Origin of the sequence: Henriciella marina DSM 19595 (assembly GCF_000376805.1) — a bacterium.
Taxonomy (GTDB): domain Bacteria; phylum Pseudomonadota; class Alphaproteobacteria; order Caulobacterales; family Hyphomonadaceae; genus Henriciella; species Henriciella marina.
The window spans coordinates 2728664-2748591 of sequence record NZ_AQXT01000002.1 but is presented as its reverse complement, the minus strand read 5'-3'; the positions used below and the strand labels follow the sequence as shown (position 1 = coordinate 2748591).

Genomic DNA, 19928 nt, shown 5'->3' with positions numbered 1-19928 from the left:
AATGCGGCTAGGAGGCCTCAGACACGATGCGCGCGATGTCTTCGGCGTACCGACCGGCCTTCTTTTCACCGACACCGCTGATATTGCGCAGCGCATCGGACGAGCCTGGCCGTTCAGCCGCAATCGCCGCCAGTGTGCGGTCATGAAAGATGACATAGGGCGGCACACCCTTTTCCTTGGCTGTCTCCAGCCGCCAGCTTCTTAGCGCCTCGAATAGGGACTGGTCGCGTTCAGAGAGGTCATGGACGGCACTTGCGCTAGGCCCAGCCCGCTTGCGGGCCGTCTTGCGCTGGCTGGGATCGGTGCGCAGCCAGACATCGCGCTCACCTTTGAAAAGCGCCCGGGCAGCGTCCTGATCCGGCACAGCAAGAACAGGGCGCATCGCGTCACCCGTTTCCGCCAGAAGACCGGAGAAAAGAAGCTCATCGAAGACGGCGTTCCAGCCCTGTTTTGAAAGATCAGTTCCAATTCCGTACGTAGAGAGACTGGACAGGTCCTCATCGAAGCCGTCACGGGCCGACCCCGTCAGATGCACGATGAGCCGGCCACGCCCGATGCGTTGTCCGCAACGGATAACCGCTGAGACAGCCATCTGTGCGAATTTCGTGATGTCGAAACCGTCGCCCGGCTCGCGCTGGCAATTGTCGCAATCGCCACATGGCTCGACATTTGCCTCGCCGAAATACCGGCGAACGGCCGCACGGCGGCACTCCGTTCCATTTAGGAACGCAAAAAGCTGGCGTGTCTTCGTTAGCTGCACGCGGCGCACTTCTTCGGCTGCATCGCTGTCCATGGTCCAGCTGATCGAGCGGCGCATATCGGCGGGGCCGAACAGGGCATAGGCTTCGGCTGGTTTTCCGTCGCGCCCTGCCCGGCCAACTTCCTGCCAGTAAGCCTCCAGGGTCTTTGGCGGATCCGCATGGATCACGAAACGCACATCCGGCTTGTCGACGCCCATACCGAAGGCGACCGTCGCGCACATGACGATCCCGTCTTCCAGCAGGAAGCGGTGCTGCCGCTCAGAACGGACCTCCGCATCCAGCCCGGCATGATAGGCAAGCGCCGAGAGACCCGAGCGTTGAAGACTTTCGGCCAGCGTCTCTGTCGCATCGCGTGTCGCCGCATAGACGATACCGCTTTCGCCCTTATGCGCTTTAACCAGGCTTGCCACCCGGTCGGCGCGCTTGCCGGCCTTTGGCTCTGCGCCCAGGATGAGGTTCGGTCGATCAAAGCTCGCGACGTGAACCTCTGGCGATGTGAGATCCAGTTCATGCAAAATATCGTCGCGGGTGCGCTCATCGGCGGTCGCGGTGACCGCGATGCGTGGCACGCCAGAAAAGATCTGCTTGAGACGGCTGAGCGCACGGTAGTCCGGCCGGAAGTCATGGCCCCACTGACTGACGCAGTGGGCTTCGTCGATCGCAATGATCGAGACGTCCAGTTTGGCGAGGACATTTGCGAGCCCGCTGCCGAGCGCTTCCGGTGAGACATAGAGCATGTCCATCTCACCCGCGCGCGCGGCCTGAAGCGCGGCCTGCTTGTCGTCCTGCGACATGGAGGAATCGAGCCGTTCCGCCCGCACCCCAAGTGCCTTCAACGCATCGACTTGATCTGCCATCAGCGCGATCAGCGGCGAGACGACAAGGCCCACACCGGGGCGGAGGATGGCCGGGATCTGGTAACAGAGCGACTTGCCGCCACCGGTTGGCAAAACCGCGAGCACGTCGCGGCCATCCATCACATTGGCGATGACCTGGTCCTGCAACCCGCGAAAGGCGTCATAGCCATAGACGCGTTTCAGAAGGGAAAGCGGTGTTTCGCCGGCAGTCTCGGAGATCAGGTCAGACATGGACGACATGTCGATGGAGTCGGGCCTGTGCCGCAACAGGCAAGGCCCAGAGACGCGGCGAATTTCCTCAGAAGATGTATTCGAGCAGCCGGTCGCGTGAATTGGCGTGCACCCACGTTCCGCCAGCGTCTTCGACAAGCGCCTGCCATTCTTCGAGGCGGCGGAAATAGGCGTCCGGGTCAGAGGCCTCGCGTTCAGACCGGGTGACATTGGTCGCGATGACCGTGATCCCTTCAAGGTCGAGCTGCAATGCGCTGGTATCGCAATTGGGCGAAACATCTTCGACCAGATCCGACACGATGACGATTATTTTGGTCGCCTGGTCCGATTGCTCAAGCTCTGTTGCGGCATAGCGCAGCCCGCCGCGAATGTCGGTCCAATCGGTCGCCTGAACGCTTTCGCCATAGGCTTCGAGGCTCTCGAAGACGCTCTGTTTTGCATAGGCCGCTTCACTCGGCGTACCGGGCAAGGTGCGGCGAACAACGAGGCTGTTGTCAGAGAAGCTGCACGAGCCGATCTCGCCGAAGGCAAACATGTCGCTGGAGTTCAGCTTGGACGTCAGCAGCTTGGCCGTCACCACAGCGTCCGGCACTTCACGCACATAGGTGCCCGACGCGTCGACCAGCATGAAGACCGCCTTGGAGTTCGACGTGATGGCGCCGCAGGCCGCCAGCGATATCAGGCCAGCGGTGGACACCAGTGTCTTCAGTAGCTTCAAGATCATGCCGCCCCTTCTGCCTTCTTGCGTGCAGGCCGCCTGACGCGCCTGAACATCCTCTCTACCGCCAGTGGCAGGAAGATGAGGAGGTCGTAAACCCTCAAGACGAATAGGCCGAGCGCCTTCAGCACCGTCGCCAGCGTCGCGAAGATGAAAGCGAGGAAGATCATCACCTGATGAAGCACCAGACGCAGGATCAGGATGAAGTTCTGGACCACTGTCTCAAGCGGTATCGCCGCAATGGCCAGCAGCCATGGAATGAGCACCGCGAGCACCATCTGTGCGATCATGGTGAGCGAGACGCCGGCGCTTTCGCCAGATGCTTCACTGGCGCCTTCGCCCAGCGCCATGCGCGTGGTTTCCTGATCGATATCGATCAGCACCTCTCGCTGGATCGCCAGGATGGCTTCGAAGAAGGAGAAGGCGGCAAGAAACGCGAACGCCGCATAGAGCAGCACGCGTTTGTGGATCCGCGGCAGGGTCGAGATGAGCGTGATCTTGGTGATGCCGGCGGCATCCATGAGCACGATGCCAGCCACAGCCTCGAGGAAGATCACGACCAGTGCAGCCGCCGTCGGCAGGCCAATGCCCATGACCTGAAGGTCGTCGCCGACAATCTCCGCCATGGGGCGCTGGATGAGGAAGAAGTTCAGAAACACACCCGTCAGCGCAATCGCCATCACGAGCAGTGACAGGAGCCATGGAATAAGGATCGACTGACGCTGAGCGGCCGCGCGACGGTCTTCGTAATTCGGGTGGATGCACGCCTCAAAGGTCGCGAGATCTTTATTGATCTGCTTCGACGAGCGCTCAAGCTCATTCGAAATGGAGCGAAGGCGCGCAGTATTCTCTGCCATCGGTTTCAGCTCAGAGCGCAGCGCGTTAATTTGCGGGCGCAGCGGTGTGAGCTCTTCCTTTACCGCACGGCGGACATCCGCAACGGCACTGGTCAGCTTCGCCTTGGAGCGGCTGGCATTGGACTCATAGATCTTGTCCCGCACCGTTTCCACCGTGCGCTCATCAAGATCAACGGCACGAAAGGCTTCGACGGTGGCGTCGAGCTCTGCGCGGCTTGTTTCCAGCTTGTCGACAATCCCGCTCGTGCGCCGGTCTATCTCCGGCGCGCGCTTTTCAAGCTTCATTTCCTGGCTGACAAGCCGCTGCTCAAGCGTTTCGGCGGTGTGGGCGGCGACGAGCTCAATGTAACGCTTGTAGACACTATTTCCGCCCTCTTCGAGACGGCGCGCGACATCGCGCAGGACATAGGCGAGACCGAAAAATACGCTTCTGAAGAGGCCATGCAGATAGGGCCGCCCGATATAGAGCAGCAGAATACCGCCTGCGATCAGCAGCCATAATTGCCAGTCAGTCCATGCCAGCCCAAACATGTAGCAGGCGCTCCATCTTTTGTCGGTCCAAGTCGGGTTAAAATACCGTTAAGGATCAATGAGGCGAAGACAAGGCGTAGGTCGCGCGGGGCGCAGCGGCAGCTGCCAGTGCATCGACCATGAAACTGTGCCGGCGGGCCACCGCAGACGCGTCCTTCTCATACCCGCCGCCAAGCACGCCGACGACCGGAATGCCTCGTGAGGCGCAAGCCTCTGCCACACGTCTGTCGCGTTCGCGAAGACCGTCATCGGTCAGGCTGAGAAGGCCCAGCCGGTCGCTTTCATGCGGATCGACGCCGGCATTGTAGAAGACAAGATCGGGGGCGGCCTGCGCGAACAAATCGGCGATGAAACCATCCAGCGCAGCTAGATAGTCATTATCGCCCGCCCCCTTGGCCAGACCGAGATCGAGGTCGGAGGGCGGCTTCTCGCGCGGCCAGTTCTGCTCGCAGTGAAGCGACGCGGTGAAGACATTTGGGTCGCCCTTGAAGATCAGGGCCGTCCCGTCGCCATGATGCACATCGCAGTCGATCACCGCCACCTTGCGGCAAAGCCCCTCTTCCAGCGCGACACGTGCGGCAACCGCCACATCATTGAAAACGCAGAACCCCGCCCCGCCTTCATAGCTCGCATGGTGACTGCCACCCGCAAGATTGACCGCTGCGCCATGCTGGACTGCCAGCCGGGCGGCCAGACACGTCCCGCCGACAGATGCCCGCGTCCGCGCCGCAATCGCAGGCGTCATCTCAAACCCGATCCGGCGCGCGGTCTTCGCATCGACCGATGAGGTGAGGACCGCCGTGACATAGGCCGGGTCGTGCGCCAGATGCAGCCAGCGCTCAGGCGCATGGGCCGGCACGGCAAAGCGCTCACCGCGATCACGCAGCAGCTCAGCCAGAAGCGAGTATTTGCGCATTGGGAAGCGGTGACCGTCCGGCACGCTCTCGGCGTCATAGTCTGGGTGATGAACAATCGGCAGCGCCATAGAGGCCTGAGATGTCGGCAGAGCGGCAATTGTCAAGCTGGGACCCGCGCCATAAGCCGCTCTCATGTCCGACGCGCAGCTCACCCGTTCGAAAGTTCTGTCCCTGGCCGTGCCTGTCATGCTGGCGCAGGCAGCGACGGCCTCAACGGGCATCGTCGATACGGCCGTGATGGGGCTCTATGGCACCAAATTCGACCTTGGCGCTGTCGGTGTTGCCGCCGTGGTGATGAACTTCCTCTACTGGGCGTTTGGCTTCCTGCGCATGTCGACGACAGGTCTGACGGCGCAGGCCAATGGCAGCGGTGACCGGCTGGAAGTCCAGACGGTGCTTCAACGCGCGCTCCTGCTGGGCGGCGCGCTCGGGCTCGCGATCCTGATCCTTTCGCCGCTTATCCAGCTTGTTGTTTTTCGCCCGTTTGAAGCTGGCAGCGAAGTCAAATCTCTGGCGCGCGACTATTTCACTGCACGGGTCTGGGGCGCGCCAGCCGTACTGATGGGCTATGGCATTACGGGCTGGTTGCTGGGCACAGGCCGCACAGGCCAGCTTCTCGCCTTTCAGATCGTGATGAACGGCACCAATGCCGCGCTGGATATCTGGTTTGTCGCAGGCCTTGGCTGGGGCCCTGCGGGAATTGGCGCAGGCACGGCGATCGCCGAATGGGTGGCCCTCGCATTCGGCCTCGTCATCGTGCGCAAGGGCTTCACCCGGTCTGGCACGCTGCTGGACCGCGAGATGCTGGCCGCGCTGATCAATGCCAATCGCGACATCCTGATCCGAACGCTGGCGCTGCTTTTCAGCTTTGCCTGGTTCGTCAATTCCGGCGCGAGCCTCGGCACGGCCACCCTGGCCGGAAATGAGGTGCTGCTGCAGTTCGTGTCAGTCTCAGCCTTCGTGCTGGATGGGTTTGCCTTCGTCGCCGAAAAGGAGATCGGTGAGGCCTATGGCGCGCGCAGCCGGGCCCGTCTGATGCGGGCGATGCGGCTGACGAGCGAGATCGCGCTCGGTTTTGCCGCGCTGATCAGCATCGCCTATTTCGTCGGCGGTGGATGGCTGATCCAGAATTTCGTTGCCGACGACGAAGCCCGCGCTGTGGCGCTCACCTATCTGCCATACTGCGCCGCCGTCCCGATCATCGGGCTCGCCTGCTGGCAGCTTGATGGCTTTTTCCTTGGCGCGACGCAGGGCAAGGCCCTTCGCAATGCAGGCGTTGTGGCGGCAGTGCTATATGTTGGCGCTGACGTGCTTCTGAAAGACCAGTTCGGCAATTCAGGCGTCTGGATCGCCTTCCTCACCATGTATGTCTGGCGGGCAGGCGCGCTCGGTGTCTACCTGCCATCGATGATCAGAAAGATCAGCGAAAGTCAGCCCCGACAGCCTGCTCAACAGACGTAAAGCCGTCAGCATAGAGCCGTTCGGCAAGGTCACGGTTGATCTCTGCGACGAGGCCCGGCCCGTGATAGACGAGCGCTGAATAGAGCTGGACCGCGTGGGCGCCTGCGCGGATCTTTGCGTAGGCGTCGGCGCCGCTCGCAATGCCGCCTGCGCCAATGAGATCGAACTCACCCTTCAGCTCACGGGAAAAGACGCGCAGCACCTCTGTCGACAGGTCGAAAAGCGGCGCACCCGAAAGCCCACCGGTTTCTGATTTATGTTCACTTTGCAGCGTGTCAGGCCGCTCCAGCGTCGTGTTCGAGATGATGAGGCCTGAGAGCCAGCTCCCCGACCCCCGCACAACCGCGATAATATCGTGGATCGCCCTGTCATCGAGATCTGGTGCGACCTTCAGGAATGCCGGTTTGCGGCCCTTTCCTTCGGTTGCTGTCGCCTCATGCGCCCGGTCCATCGCCTCGCCGCAGCGGGTGAGAAGCTCTTCCAGCGCGCCCTTGTCCTGAAGACCGCGCAGTCCCGGCGTGTTGGGCGATGATATGTTGATCGTGATATATTGCGCGTGCGGGTAAACCGCTTCGATACCGGTCTCATAGTCGCCAACCCGGTCCTCGCTGTCCTTGTTAGCGCCGACATTTGCACCAACCGGAGAGGCCGACCGTGCGCTGTTACGCAGCCGCGCGGTGAACGCCTCAAGACCTTCATTATTGAAGCCCATACGATTGATGACAGCACGGTCCTCGCTCAGCCTGAAGAGGCGCGGTTTGGCGTTGCCCGCCTGTGGGCGCGGCGTCACCGTTCCGCATTCAACAAAGCCGAAACCGAACCGCGACATGGCGGTAAACACTTCAGCATTCTTGTCGAAGCCCGCCGCCAGCCCGACCGGATTGGCAAGGCGGAGCCCCGCATTCGGCAAGGTGACGGATGTATTCCAGCGTTTCGGATCGATCCGCGGCAGACCGATCCCGGTCTTCAGCACCCTGATTGTCGCATTGTGCGCCGCTTCGGGCGGCATGGTCCGAAAAACGCGTGTGCCGATCTTCGCGAGGGCCATGTCAGCGCAGCTCCTCTGGCAGGACGGGGCTTCCCTGATCGCTCGTTTCCAGCGTCCACTGGCGCTGCGCCGCTGAAAGCCGCAGCGTGCCATAGAGGTGCGGGAAGAGATCACCGCCGCGCGATTCCTCCCATTTCACATCGCCGCCAAGCTTTTCCGCCGAGAATTCATAAAGGCGTACGCCGTGCTGGCCCGCATAGTGGAGCCGCAGGGTCTCTGCGACCTGGTCTTTCGACGAAAGGTGGACATAGCCATCGCGCGCATCGAGGTCGGTATCACTATGACCGAGCTTTCGGGCGCGCTCATCATCCTGGGCGCTGAGGATTTTATAGACAGGTGTATCGAGCATCATGCGGGCGTTCATACAGGCTTTGGTCCGGCCGGAAAAGCATCAGACTTGCTAGGTTTATTTTCCCATGATAGGAAATTGCAGAGATTATGGAGACCAAGGATCATGCGCCACGGCGACGTCTGGAAAGGCATTGATCTTCTGGCTGAGAAGAACGGTCTCAGCGCCTCGGGCCTTGCCCGTCAGGCCGGTCTCGACCCGACCAGTTTCAACCCGTCCAAACGACAGGCCCGCGATGGCCGCCCGCGCTGGCCATCGACCGAAAGCATCTCCCGCGCGCTCGATGCCGTCGGGGCCGGGATGGATGATTTCGCTGCGCTTATCGAAGGGCGCCGAGGGGCGACAGCGCCCCTGATCGGCCTTGCGCAGGCTGGCGCTGACGGCTTTTTCGATGATGGCGGATTCCCGATCGGCGGCGGCTGGGATGAGGTTCGCTTCCCCGGCCTTGGCGGCGAGCCTGTCTATGCGCTCGAGATTACCGGCGACAGTATGGAGCCAGCCTATCGCGAGGGAGACCGTATCGTCGTGTCCCCGGGCGCACAGGTTCGAAAAGGTGACCGGGTCGTCGCGAAGACGCAGGATGGCGAGGTGATGGCCAAGGTGCTCGGCCGCCAGACAGAGACCCAGGTTGAGCTCATATCCCTCAATCCAGACCATCCGGTACGGACGCTGAAACCGTCACAAATCAGCTGGATCGCACGCATTTTGTGGGTTAGTCAGTAACCCCTCTGCCGTTCGCATATGCAGCACACAATACGCTTGCCCTCACGACAGTGCACGTGTCATCCAAAAGACCTGATGGACTGGGATAAGCTCAAATCTTTCCACGCTGCAGCAGAAGCTGGCAGCCTGACAGCCGCGGGCGAACGCCTCGGCATTTCGCAGTCGGCTGTCTCGCGCCAGATCTCTGCGCTTGAGGAACAGCTCGGTGTCTCGCTCTTTCAGCGGCATGCGCGCGGGCTGGTCCTCACGGACTCAGGCCATACGCTTCATCGCTCCACCATGGACATGGCGTCTGCGGCCCAGACAGCCAATGCGGCGCTTCGCGACCAGCAGGATGTGGCGCAGGGGGACCTGGTTGTGACAGCGCCCGTCGCCTTCGGATCGACCTGGCTCGTGCCGCGCCTCGGCAACTTTCTCGGCTCAAATCCCGGCATGCGGATCGACCTGCGCCTTGATGATGGCGAGACCTATGATCTTCTGAAGCTGGAGGCCGAATGCGCCATCCGGCTGTGGGCGGCCGACAAGTCGGACCTCATTCAGCGCAAGCTCGGCACGGTCGCCACCAATCTCTACGCGTCGCCGGAATACCTCAAATCACACGGCACGCCGCGCACACCGCAGGACCTCGATAATCACCGCATCATCGGCTACGGCACCGAGAATACGCCGCTCGACGCGATGAGCTGGGCCCAGCGGGTCGGGCGAGATGACACGCTGCCGCGCAAGGCAACGCTGCAGGTGCGGAATGTCCCGGCCATGCTGCGCGCGGTCGAAGCCGGAATCGGGATTGCCGACCTGCCAGACTATATGGCGAGCGCCGTGCCCAAGCTCGTCCGGGTACTGCCAGAGCATACGGGTCCGACCTTCGATCTTTTCTTTATCTATCCAAGCGACCTCAAACGCTCGAAGCGAATCGCTGTGTTCCGCGACTTCCTGACCGCCGAGGTCGAGGCGATCAAGCGCGACAATCCGCAACTTCGCGTAAGCTAAGCCTAAGACACATGCACAAATGCATGTCTTCAATACTGAAACGTGTGTTTTCTTTCGCATGTGCAGCAACTAGCTGTCGCGCATGCCTTGGTTCCGGCTTCAGCCCAATCTCCTCCGATTGTGCGTTTCCTCCCTCCAAGTAGGAACCGATACTTAGAGCCCGGCGCGATCACTCGCTGCCGGGCTTTTTTTTGACTTGAAAAATGAACGCTGTCGCCTGCTAGACGCTGGCGCGCAGCATCCAGGCGGCCTTCTCGGAAATTGCCGCTCTCTGGGTCAGCAAGTCCGCCGTTACGATATCTCCGCTGGATTCGGCGGCTTCTACGCCAGCTCGCGCAACTTCCGCGACCGTTTCATGGCCGCGAACAAGATTGTTGATCATGTCCTCAGAGTCCGGAACGCCATTATCTGGCTTGATCGTGGCAGTGGACAGCATCTCATCAGTGGAACCGGGCGCAAACTGGCCGAGTGATCTTAGCCGCTCCGCAAGCTCATCAAGCGCCGTCCAGAGCTCAGTGTATTGCTGCATGAAAAGCTCGTGCAGAGATTTGAAGCGCGGTCCCGTCACGTTCCAGTGATAGCCATGCGTTTTAAAGTACAGCGCATAGGTTTCACCCAGCGCATTACGAAGCGCTTCGACCGATGCTTTTCTATCTGTATTACTCATTCCGATACCTCCCGACGTGTCTCAACGTCTTTAGTGATTGCTGATGGTACTAAAATGGGAACGGGCAGGCGAGCAAACAAATCGGATTTAGACGCCCCAGCCATAGAACTTTCCAATGGCTGAGGCGTGATAGGGGGCGCCTATTTCAGCGCCTCGCAGAAGCGCTTGATCCGCTTCATCGCTTCCTCCAGCGCCTCAGTCGAGGTCGCGTAGGAAATCCGGAAGGCCGGCGACAGACCGAACGCCTCACCGAACACAACGGCCACCTGCTCTTCTTCCAGAAGCGCTGTCGCGAAATCCTTGTCGGAGCTGATCAGCGCGCCCTTCGGCGAAGACTTGCCGATCACGCCGGCACAGCTTGGATAGACATAGAACGCGCCTTCCGGCGTTGCGCAGGAGATGCCCTGACAGTCATTCAGTGCATCGACCACCATGTCCCGGCGCGCCTTGAACACTTCATTGCGTTCCGCAAGGAAGCTGTGGTCGCCGTTCAGCGCCGCAACACTCGCCCACTGGCTGATCGAGCATGGGTTCGACGTCGATTGCGACATGATCTTGCGCATCGTCGCGATCAGCTTTTCAGGGCCACCCGCATAACCGATCCGCCAGCCCGTCATCGCATAGGCCTTCGACACACCATTTACTGTCAGCGTGCGGTCATAGAGCTTCGGTTCGATCTGCGCGATCGTCCAGTATTCGAACCCGTCATAGACGAGGTGCTCATACATATCATCCGTCATCACCCAGACCTGGGGATGCTTCAGGAGCACATCGGCGAGCGCGCGCAGCTCATCCTTTGTGTAGGCCGCACCTGTCGGGTTCGACGGCGAATTCAGCACCAGCCACTTCGTCTTCGGCGTAATTGCTTGCTCGAGTGCCTCTGGTGACAGTTTGTAATTGGAGTTCGGGCCACACTGCACAAACACCGGATCGCCGCCAGCAAGGCGCGCCATCTCAGGATAGCTCACCCAGTAAGGCGCTGGCACGATCACTTCGTCGCCGGGATTCAGCGTCGCCATGAAGGCATTGTAGAGCACAGCCTTGCCGCCCGGCGACACGTTGATCTGGGCGGGGGTATACTCAAGGTCATTGTCGCGCTTGAACTTGGCGCAGATCGCTTCCTTTAGCTCCGGGATGCCATCTGCGGGCGTGTACTTGGTCTTGCCGTCGTTGATCGCCTTGATCGCGGCTTCCTTCACATGATCTGGCGTATCGAAATCAGGTTCGCCCGCGCCAAGCCCGATCACGTCGATGCCCTGGCGCTTCATTTCATTTGCCTTGGTCGTGACAGCAATCGTTGCGGATGGCTGGACACGCTCGACGGCGCGGCTAAGGGCGATTTCGGTTGCCATGTTATCGGACTCCATTGGACGGCGTGGCTTTGCATAAGTCGCTCGCGGGCCGGACACAACCGGCCCTGCGGCCTCTGACACAAGAATTGGGCTCGTCCGGCAGGAATGCAAACGCGGCGACGCTTTGGCAGCTCCATCCCCATGCCTGACAGTAACCCAACTAGGCGGCGGGCGCGGCTGCCATTAGGTTAGGCACAGCATGTCAGACACTTCTTCCAACAGACCGGCCCGGCGCGGCGTCGATGTCATCAAGGACAACATAAAACGCCTGCCCTCAAAGCCCGGCGTCTACCGTATGTTCGGCACCAAGGATGAAGTGCTCTACGTCGGCAAGGCCCGCAATCTGAAGGCGCGTGTGTCGAACTATTCCCGGCTTGGCGGTCACACGCAGCGCATTGCGGCAATGATCGCGCTGACCGCCCGGATGGAGTTTGTTGTCACCGAAACAGAGACCGAAGCGCTGTTGCTGGAAGCCAGCCTCATCAAGTCGCTGAAGCCGCGCTTCAACATCCTGCTGCGCGACGACAAATCCTTTCCCTACATCCTGATCCGCCGCGATCACGACTATCCACAGATCCTGAAATATCGCGGCTCCAAACAGGATCGCGGCGACTATTTCGGCCCATTCGCGAGCGCCAATGCGGTGACCCGTACGCTGGACACGCTACAGAAGGCGTTTCTACTGCGCACCTGCGAGGATAGCGTTTTTTCGCAGCGCACCCGCCCTTGCATGCTGCACCAGATCAAGCGCTGTTCTGCGCCCTGCGTCGATCTCGTCAGCGAGGAAGACTACACCAAACTCGCCAACCAGGCCGCCGACTTCCTGAAAGGGAAGGCGACCGACCTTCAGGCCGATCTTGCCTCCGACATGGAGACAGCCGCCGAGAATATGGAATTTGAACGCGCAGCCTCCCTGCGCGACCGTATCCGCGCCCTTGCCGTCGTGCGAGCCCAGCAGGACATCAACCCGGACGGCATCGAAGAGGCAGACATCTTCGCCATCGCCATGGAGGGCGGCCAGTCAGCCGTGCAGGTCTTCTTCATTCGCGCCGGCCAGAACTGGGGCGCGACAATCCATTTCCCGCGCCACGAAAAGGAAGAAAGCGCGCCAGAGATTCTCTCGGCCTTTCTTGTTCAGTTCTATGACAAGCGCCCACCGCCAAGGCTCATCCTGACCAATGAGGCCCCGGACCAGGGAGAACTGATCGGCGAGGCGCTTGAACTTAAATCCAGCCGCAAGGTCGAGATCCGCACCCCCCAACGCGGCGACAAGCGCGAACTGGTCGCCCAGGCAAGCCGCAACGCCGCCGAGGCGCTATCGCGCAAACTCGCAGAGACCGCCAGCCAGCAGCGCCTCCTCAAGGATCTTGCAAAGGCCTTTGACCTATCAGGCACGCCCAAACGCGTCGAAGTCTATGACAACAGTCACATACAGGGCTCCAATGCTGTAGGCGGGATGGTCGTCGCCGGGCCTGAAGGCTTCATCAAGGGCCAGTACCGCAAGTTCAATATCAAGGACACCTCGATCGAGCCGGGCGACGATTACGGCATGATGCGCGAAGTTATGCGCCGCCGCTTCAAGAGGCTTCTGAAGGAAGCCGAGGAACAGGGCGTCGCAATCTCGGCGCTGGAAACCTATCCCGACCTGGTCCTGATCGATGGTGGCCTTGGCCAGCTTGCCGCGACCGTCGAAACGCTGGAAACGCTCGGCCTCTCGCCGTCCGATGTCACCCTCGTGTCCATCGCCAAGGGACCGGACAGAAATGCGGGCCGTGAAAAATTCTTCCGGCCGGGACGCGCCCCTTTCACCCTGCCCCCGGATACGCCGGTTCTCTATTACCTGCAGCGGCTGCGCGATGAGGCCCACCGCTGGGCCATTGGCGCGCACCGCTCAAAGCGGTCCGCCGACATCAAATCCTCGCCGCTTGACGAGATTGACGGCATCGGCCCATCACGCAAGAAGGCGCTTCTTCATCACTTCGGGTCGGCAAAAGGCGTTTCGCGTGCAAAACTCGCAGACTTGGAGAACGTCGACGGTATCAACCGGTCGCTCGCGGAACGCATCTATGGCCATTTCAATGGCGGTTAGGACAGTATGACTTTCAAATGGCTGCCCAATGCGCTGACGATCGGCCGCTGTATTCTGGCGATCCTCGTGGGCTACACCATCCTCGATTTCGATATGCAGGTGCGCGCCGGCACCGCCTCCACCTTCTATCTGTTCCTGCCCTTCCTGCTCTTCTCATTCGTCGCGCTGACCGACTGGCTGGATGGCTGGCTGGCGCGCAAGCTTGATGCGGAATCAGCGTTTGGTGCGCGGCTGGATCCGATTGCCGACAAGCTGCTGTCGGCCTCCAGCCTGCTTGCGCTGTCGTTTACGGAGAACTGGGCCTGGTTCATCGTGACCCCCACAATCGCTATCGTCGGGCGTGATGTACTGATTACCGCCATGCGTGAAGCAATGGGTAATCCCGGCACGATGAAGGTCTCCAATAGTGCCAAGATGAAGACGGCGCTTGTCCTCGGCGGTATTGCCCTCGTTCTGTTCGGTATGGCAATCAGCGCCCTCGCGCCCACTGCCGAGACCTATTCGCCGAACTGGGTGATAACGCGTGGAACGCTGTTTGCGGGGCTTATCATGGTGTGGGTCGCCGCCTGTATGGCGGTGGTCACAGCGTTCGAGTACATCAAGGGCATGACGTCATCAGGCGGCAGCTCTCACCAGTAGCCGTCATTCGAGCCATTCGCGAAAATCTCGGCAGTCCTGCGCTTTGTCGCAGGCGTTGCGTCCTCTGGCAGGTCCAGAGGATCGGCCCAGACGCGTTCTGATATCTCGCCAATGCTGGTCGCCTTGCCCGCCGTCCAGTCGTCTGGTTTCAGGTGATAGAAGACCACATGGTCGTTCGGGAAGATCGCCTGATTTGAATAGATGCCGACAAGGCGAGGTGTCCCGCTAAGCTCCACGCCGCCCTCTTCCTTCAATTCGCGCAGCAGCGATGTCACGACACGTTCGGCTTTTTCCACGCCCCCGCCTGGAAAGAAGAGACCCTTTGTGTAGGTGTGCCGGACCAGCAGAATGCGCCCATCAGACCGCTCAACCACGGCGCGCACGCCGAGCGTCATCGGCCTGCTGAACCGGAACCATGACTGAAAGGCGCGCTGGCGCAGGCTGCCCATTGATCTACCTCGAAAATGAAAAGGCTACTCGCCAAAGCGCGTAACACAGTCTAGTTACGGCGGCGAAAGAAGAATACGGAGAGCCCAAGGCCATGTTTGCACTGATTGCTATCGGCGTCACTGTCGCTATTTTCGCCATACTGAACCTCATCGACTATCGCCGTCTCGATTAGGAACGCGCGACTGAGTCTTGCCTGATATTACACTCATCGCGGCCCTTGTCGGCGGCCTGGTCATTCTCGCTGTCGCGGGCGATTTTCTTGTAAACGGCGCTGTTGCGCTTGCCCGCCGGATCGGTGTTTCGCCGCTCGTCGCGGGCATACTGATCGTCGGTTTCGGCACATCCGCGCCCGAAATGGTTGTCGCGGTCGACGCCTCCAGCCAGGGCCAGCCGGGCATCGCCATCGGCAATATCGTCGGCTCGAACATCGCCAATGTCTGGCTGGTGCTCGCCGTCCCGGCTTTTCTCATACCCCTGACCACACGGCAGTTCGGACTACGACGCTCCTGCTGGTTGATGCTGTCGGTGACCGCGCTCTGGATCGGGTGGACGGCATTCCTGCCGCTGACACCGCTGTTCGGTTTTGTCCTGCTCGGCAGCCTGCTGCTCTATTCATTCCTGATGATCTGGTGGACATCGGATGCCGTTCGCAAGGGCATTGATGTCGGGCTCGAAGAGGACGGCCAGTCGCTCGGGACGATGGCGATGTATGTCAACCTGGCTATCGGCATCGTTGGCCTTCCGCTTGGCGCGCACCTCATCGTAGAGGGCGGCGTCGGCATTGCCCGCATCTATGCCGTCCCGGAAGAGGTCATCGGCCTGACCCTGCTCGCCGTCGGCACGTCCCTGCCCGAGCTCGGCGCTGGTGTTGCTGCCGCCCTTCGCCGCCGCGGCGAGATCGTCATCGGCAATGTCGTCGGCTCCAACATCTTCAATCTTGCCGGATCCGGCGCGATCATCGCCTTCTTCGGCCCGACAGACCTCGCCCCGACCTTTCTTCAGTTCGACCACTGGGCGCTGGCCGCCGCAGCCATATGTCTCGCCCTGTTCGTCATCCCGCGCAGCCGCGTGACACGGCTCGCAGCCCTCTCGATGCTGCTTGTCTATGCCGTGTACATCTACGGCCTCGTGCAGGGCTGGGACATCACAGGCGAAGTGGAGAGCTGGATTGGCAGATCGTAAACTGAACCCGAAACGCGCCATGATTACCGGCGCGGGCAAACGCATCGGCCGTGCGCTGGCCGAGGCACTTGGCGAAGATGGCTGGAGCGTTGCTGTCCACTATCGCTCATCGGCTGTTGGCGCGCAGGAAACCGTCGACGCGATCAGCAAGGCTGGCGGCATGGGCGTCATTGTCCAAGGCGACCTGACCGAAGAAAAAGATCTGAAAGCGCTTATCCCTTCTGCCCAGGAGAAGCTTGGCGGGCCGTTGCGGCTTCTGGTCAATTCCGCCTCCGTTTTCGATGACGACACGGCACTCGATCATGACCGCCAGAGCTGGGACCTGCATTTCGATGCGAACCTTCGCGCGCCGGTCGCCCTGTCACAGGCCTTCGCCAAAGCGCTGCCGGAAGATGAAAAAGGCCTTATCGTCAATGTCATCGACCAGCGCGTCTGGAAGCTGAACCCGCAATTCTTCAGCTATACGCTGTCGAAAGCAGCGCTTCTGACCGCAACAAAAACGCTCGCGCAGTCCCTCGCACCAAACATCCGCGTCAATGGTATCGGCCCCGGCCCGACGCTCGCCAGCATCCATCAGAGCGAGGAAGAGTTTGCCGCCGAACGCGAGGCCACACTGACCAGGGAAGGCTCACGGCCGGAAGAGATTGTCCGCGCGCTTCGCTATCTGATCGAGGCTGACAGCGTCACCGGCCAGATGATCGCCACAGATGGCGGCCAGCATCTCATGTGGCGGACACCGGATACGCAGGTCTGATGAACTTTTCCTCCGACACCTCCGCCCCGGCGCATCCGTCGGTTCTCGAAGCGCTTGCAGGCGTGAATAATGGCATGCAGCCAAGCTATGGCGCCGACGATGTAACGGCCCGCCTCAAGGGTGAGCTGTCGCGTGTGCTGGAGACGGAAGATTTCGACTTCTGGCTCTGTGCGTCGGGCACGGCCGCAAATGCGCTCGCGCTTTCGTGTTTCTGCCCGCCTATGGGCGCCATCCTCTGCCATGAAGAGGCGCACATTGCCCGCGATGAGCGGTCTGCGCCTGAATTCTTTACCGGCGGCGGCAAGCTCCAGCTTCTGCCCGGCAACGGCGCGCAGATCGAAGAGGCTGCGCTTCGCGATGCCATCGCCGCCATCAAGCCCGACTTTGTTCACGAAACCCCGGCGCAGGTGCTCTCGCTAACCAATCTCACCGAATCCGGCACGGCCTACCCTCAGAGCCAGATCGCGCATTACGCGGCGCTCGCAAAGGAAGTGGGCCTTAGCGTCCATCTTGATGGGGCCCGCTTTGCGAATGCCCTTGTGTCGACCGGGGCCTCGCCTGCCGAAATGAGCTGGAAGGCCGGGGTGGATGTCCTGACGCTGGGCCTTACCAAGACCGGCGCGATGGGGTGTGAGATCATCATCCTGTTCGGAGAGGCACGAGCGAAGTTCAATGAGTTGAAGGCGCGCGCCAAACGATCGGGCCACATGCCGCCCAAGATGCGGTACCTGGCGGCGCAGGCCATCGCGATGCTGGCCGATGACCTCTGGCTGAAGCTTGCCGGCACCGCCAATCAGCGTGCCAGGGAAATATCGAACCTGCTGTGCCGCGACGGACGCACCGAACTCGTCCATCCCGTCCATGGCAATGAAATTTTCGTTCGTCTGAGCGATGACAACCTGTCGGCACTGAATGCTGCGGGCGCGACATTCTATCCGTGGATAGGCGGCTCTCACCGGCTGGTGACGAGCTGGTGCACGCCTGAAGAAACAGTCATGCGACTTTCGGGATGTCTCGCCTAGGCGCAGCCTTGGTCGCGGGGGGCCATATCGTTCGGGAGCCACTCGCTCACCCGCCTGAAATACGTTTTGCAATCAAGCGGTTTGCTGACCTTGCCCTTCAGGACCTCCTGATGGACGATGCTATCAATATGGCCTGATCTGGAAATGGTGGGCGGTACAAGGATCGAACTTGTGACCCCTACAATGTCAATGTAGTGCTCTACCGCTGAGCTAACCGCCCGTCCGTTTCGAAGCGGCCCTAATCGGACTTTGGGCGGGCCAAGTCAAGCCCGCAATACTGTCAAATGTCAGGCCGCGATGACCCGGTCCACTTCCTCTACAAGCTCACGCAGATGGAACGGCTTGGAAAGAATTTTCGCGCCAGCCGGTGTCGGCGTTCCTGACGCCAGCGCCACGGCCGCAAAACCGGTAATGAAAACGATCTTCATGGCAGGGTCCAGCTCAGCGCCGCGGCGGGCAAGCTCAATCCCGTCTATGCCCGGCATGACGATATCGGTCAGCAGGAGGTCGAAAACTTCACGTTCCAGCGCCTGCAATGCGGTCTCGCCATCCTCGAAGTCCTGGACATCGTGACCTGCACGTTTCAGTGACGCGGTCAGGAAGGTCCGCATCATTTCATCGTCTTCTGCGAGGAGTATCTTGCTCATGATTGGATGGGTTCCGCGTCTCTGGCTTTTCAGTTGATGACACAAAGCACGGATCGGGTAAATCGAGGGTGAACGCCGTTGCATTGCTTGACCCCAACAATTTTTGACTGACCTATCAAAAGATGAGCATCGCCGAGACAGATACTGACGGACCGGGACAGACGGGCGGATATTTCCTGCCCGCCTTTTCACTCCAGCGGCCCATCGCCGATGCCAGACCCGTTATCTTCGCATCTCCTCATAGCGGCAGGGAGTATCCAGACCGCTTCGTCGACTGCCTGCGTGTCCCCCTTCTCGATCTGCGCCAGACAGAGGACGCTTATGTCGACCGGCTTTTTGACAAAGCACCGGACCATGGCGCGCAGCTGCTCAAGGCAACCTATGCCCGGTCCTACGTCGATCTGAACCGAGATCCGCGCGAAATTGACCCGGCAATGTTCAATGGTGATCCACCCGGACCGGTCGCCACGCCGACGGTGCGGGTCGAAGCAGGCCTTGGATGCTTCCCGCGGATCGGCGCGCGCGGAGAGTCCATTTATGCAAAAAAGCTGAGCACGGACGAAGGACGTGCGCGCCTCGATCATATCCACACACCCTATCATGCTGCGCTTTCCGCCGAGATTGCTGCACTGCATCAGAGATTTGGGTGCGCCATTCTGATCGATTGTCACTCCATGCCATCCTCCCAGCCCGGGCGTCCTCAGCTTCCTGATTTCGTGCTCGGGGACCGCTTTGGATCAAGCTGCACAGGACAGCTGACAAGCCTTGTCGAGCGCACACTTCGCGCCTCTGGTTTCAGCGTAACGAGAAATGCGCCCTATGCCGGGGGGTACACAACCCGCAAGTACGGAAGGCCCAAACGCCGCGTACATGCTTTGCAAATTGAGATAAACCGGCGCCTCTACCTCGACGAATTCAAGGTTAACCCGATTGACGAAATGGCCTCACTGTCGCATCAGCTAGAGGGGGTCATCGGAAAGATAACGGAATTCAGCGAGCGTCTGCGCCCATAAAAAAAAGGCCGTGCCAAGGCTGGCACGGCCAAAAAGGTAAAGGGAGGAAACGCCAGAAGGCGTTAGCACCGCAGTGCTGCAAACCAACTTATTGTGCGGCGCACAAAATGCAAGGTCAAAAAACTGAATCAATGCGTTTTTGCATGTAATCAGACTGAGACAGCGAGACGGCACAAAGTTTGCTCTCCTTTCCAGCGACGCTCAAACCGGGACGATCCCGGACGAAATGAAGATCAAGGGGAGCCGGGCATGACAGACAACACCGACCTTCACGTAGGTAAGCGACTGCGCCGCCGGCGCAGGCTTCTTGGCCTGACCCAGCAGGAGCTCGCCTCTCAAGTCGGCGTACGTTTTCAGCAGATCCAGAAATATGAGTGCGGTGCCAACCGCATGACATCCTCTCGCCTCTTCGACCTCTCCCGCGCACTTAACGTGTCGGTTCAGTTCTTCTTCGACGGCATTGAGCAGGATGATCTCCTGGCCGCGAATGACGCCGACACGATGGACGGCGATATTCTGAGCCAGAAAGAGACACTCGAACTGGTGCGCGCCTATTACCGGCTGGGTGAGCGTCCACGCCGCCGCCTGCTCGAGCTCGCAAAAGCGCTTGAAGTCGACCAGACGGGCACTGGCGCCGCTTGACGTTCCTGCCTTGCGCGACATAAGCGCG

20 protein-coding genes and 1 tRNA gene are annotated in these 19928 nt (G+C 60.5%); 10 read left to right on the top strand and 11 right to left on the bottom strand.

Annotated elements, in window-relative coordinates:
- Positions 1 to 7: 7 nt before the first annotated feature.
- The 4 genes from recQ to F550_RS17930 are packed head-to-tail and all read right to left on the bottom strand — an operon-like array spanning position 8 to position 4940.
- Positions 8 to 1858, bottom strand: a complete 1851-nt coding sequence (gene recQ, locus F550_RS0113750) for a DNA helicase RecQ (RefSeq protein WP_018149153.1) — start codon at positions 1856 to 1858, stop codon at positions 8 to 10.
- A gap of 58 nt (positions 1859 to 1916) precedes the next feature.
- Positions 1917 to 2573: a VWA domain-containing protein gene (locus tag F550_RS0113745; RefSeq protein WP_018149152.1), complete on the bottom strand. Its 657-nt coding sequence runs from the start codon at positions 2571 to 2573 to the stop codon at positions 1917 to 1919.
- Positions 2570 to 3955, bottom strand: coding sequence for a hypothetical protein (locus F550_RS0113740; protein WP_018149151.1), 1386 nt, complete (start codon positions 3953 to 3955; stop codon positions 2570 to 2572). Before F550_RS0113740 ends, F550_RS0113745 begins: the two co-directional genes overlap by 4 nt.
- Before the next feature lie 55 nt (positions 3956 to 4010).
- Entirely contained in the window at positions 4011 to 4940 is a 930-nt protein-coding gene (locus F550_RS17930; protein WP_018149150.1) for a histone deacetylase family protein, read from the bottom strand.
- 64 nt (positions 4941 to 5004) lie between these two features.
- Between F550_RS17930 and F550_RS0113730 the strand changes: the two genes are divergently transcribed.
- The gene (locus F550_RS0113730) at positions 5005 to 6333 is read left to right on the top strand and encodes an MATE family efflux transporter (RefSeq protein ID WP_018149149.1); all 1329 of its coding nucleotides are present in this window, start codon (positions 5005 to 5007) and stop codon (positions 6331 to 6333) included.
- Here F550_RS0113730 and F550_RS0113725 read toward each other — a convergent pair.
- A complete protein-coding gene (locus F550_RS0113725) occupies positions 6293 to 7381 on the bottom strand; it encodes a quinone-dependent dihydroorotate dehydrogenase (protein WP_018149148.1) in 1089 nt (362 codons plus the stop codon). The two genes, F550_RS0113730 and F550_RS0113725, sit on opposite strands and share 41 nt — an antisense overlap.
- 1 nt (position 7382) lies before the next feature.
- The gene (locus F550_RS0113720) at positions 7383 to 7733 is read right to left on the bottom strand and encodes a DUF952 domain-containing protein (RefSeq protein WP_233349033.1); all 351 of its coding nucleotides are present in this window, start codon (positions 7731 to 7733) and stop codon (positions 7383 to 7385) included.
- Between the two features lie 102 nt (positions 7734 to 7835).
- Between F550_RS0113720 and F550_RS0113715 the strand changes: the two genes are divergently transcribed.
- Both F550_RS0113715 and F550_RS0113710 read left to right on the top strand, forming a co-directional pair.
- Positions 7836 to 8453 (top strand): S24 family peptidase, encoded by a 618-nt coding sequence (locus F550_RS0113715; protein WP_018149146.1) that lies wholly within the window; start codon positions 7836 to 7838, stop codon positions 8451 to 8453.
- Between the two features lie 75 nt (positions 8454 to 8528).
- Positions 8529 to 9443 (top strand): LysR family transcriptional regulator, encoded by a 915-nt coding sequence (locus F550_RS0113710; protein WP_018149145.1) that lies wholly within the window; start codon positions 8529 to 8531, stop codon positions 9441 to 9443.
- Between the two features lie 220 nt (positions 9444 to 9663).
- On the opposite strand, the gene F550_RS0113705 is transcribed toward F550_RS0113710, so the two are convergent.
- The gene (locus tag F550_RS0113705; protein ID WP_018149144.1) at positions 9664 to 10110 is read right to left on the bottom strand and encodes a Dps family protein; all 447 of its coding nucleotides are present in this window, start codon (positions 10108 to 10110) and stop codon (positions 9664 to 9666) included.
- A gap of 140 nt (positions 10111 to 10250) precedes the next feature.
- On the bottom strand, positions 10251 to 11462 hold the full coding sequence (locus F550_RS0113700) for a pyridoxal phosphate-dependent aminotransferase (protein ID WP_040501129.1): 1212 nt from the start codon (positions 11460 to 11462) through the stop codon (positions 10251 to 10253).
- A 199-nt stretch (positions 11463 to 11661) separates the two neighbouring features.
- Here F550_RS0113700 and uvrC point away from each other — a divergent pair, with 199 nt between their 5' ends.
- Together uvrC and F550_RS0113690 are read left to right on the top strand one after the other, a co-directional pair.
- Positions 11662 to 13551 carry an excinuclease ABC subunit UvrC gene (uvrC, locus tag F550_RS0113695; RefSeq protein ID WP_018149142.1) on the top strand — a complete coding sequence of 630 codons (1890 nt, stop codon included), beginning with the start codon at positions 11662 to 11664 and terminating at the stop codon, positions 13549 to 13551.
- A 6-nt stretch (positions 13552 to 13557) separates the two neighbouring features.
- Complete coding sequence (locus tag F550_RS0113690; RefSeq protein ID WP_018149141.1) at positions 13558 to 14190, top strand: CDP-alcohol phosphatidyltransferase family protein; 633 nt, start codon at positions 13558 to 13560, stop codon at positions 14188 to 14190.
- Here F550_RS0113690 and F550_RS0113685 read toward each other — a convergent pair.
- Positions 14181 to 14639: an NUDIX domain-containing protein gene (locus F550_RS0113685; RefSeq protein ID WP_018149140.1), complete on the bottom strand. Its 459-nt coding sequence runs from the start codon at positions 14637 to 14639 to the stop codon at positions 14181 to 14183. The two genes, F550_RS0113690 and F550_RS0113685, sit on opposite strands and share 10 nt — an antisense overlap.
- 190 nt (positions 14640 to 14829) lie before the next feature.
- Here F550_RS0113685 and F550_RS17925 point away from each other — a divergent pair, with 190 nt between their 5' ends.
- Genes F550_RS17925 through F550_RS0113665 form a run of 3 tightly spaced genes read left to right on the top strand, consistent with a single transcriptional unit; the run spans position 14830 to position 17598 of the window.
- Positions 14830 to 15822: a calcium/sodium antiporter gene (locus F550_RS17925; RefSeq protein ID WP_018149139.1), complete on the top strand. Its 993-nt coding sequence runs from the start codon at positions 14830 to 14832 to the stop codon at positions 15820 to 15822.
- Positions 15809 to 16576, top strand: a complete 768-nt coding sequence (locus F550_RS0113670) for an SDR family oxidoreductase (RefSeq protein WP_018149138.1) — start codon at positions 15809 to 15811, stop codon at positions 16574 to 16576. Before F550_RS17925 ends, F550_RS0113670 begins: the two co-directional genes overlap by 14 nt.
- Positions 16576 to 17598: a threonine aldolase family protein gene (locus F550_RS0113665; protein WP_018149137.1), complete on the top strand. Its 1023-nt coding sequence runs from the start codon at positions 16576 to 16578 to the stop codon at positions 17596 to 17598. Before F550_RS0113670 ends, F550_RS0113665 begins: the two co-directional genes overlap by 1 nt.
- Positions 17599 to 17743: 145 nt before the next feature.
- Here the strand turns inward: F550_RS0113665 and F550_RS0113655 are convergent.
- Both F550_RS0113655 and cpdR read right to left on the bottom strand, forming a co-directional pair.
- Positions 17744 to 17818 (bottom strand) — tRNA-Val (locus F550_RS0113655).
- A gap of 67 nt (positions 17819 to 17885) precedes the next feature.
- Complete coding sequence (cpdR, locus tag F550_RS0113650; protein WP_018149135.1) at positions 17886 to 18245, bottom strand: cell cycle two-component system response regulator CpdR; 360 nt, start codon at positions 18243 to 18245, stop codon at positions 17886 to 17888.
- Positions 18246 to 18367: 122 nt separating this feature from the next.
- Between cpdR and F550_RS0113645 the strand changes: the two genes are divergently transcribed.
- Together F550_RS0113645 and F550_RS0113640 are read left to right on the top strand one after the other, a co-directional pair.
- Positions 18368 to 19258, top strand: a complete 891-nt coding sequence (locus tag F550_RS0113645) for an N-formylglutamate amidohydrolase (protein WP_018149134.1) — start codon at positions 18368 to 18370, stop codon at positions 19256 to 19258.
- A gap of 249 nt (positions 19259 to 19507) precedes the next feature.
- Entirely contained in the window at positions 19508 to 19900 is a 393-nt protein-coding gene (locus tag F550_RS0113640; RefSeq protein ID WP_018149133.1) for a helix-turn-helix domain-containing protein, read from the top strand.
- Positions 19901 to 19928 lie beyond the last annotated feature (28 nt).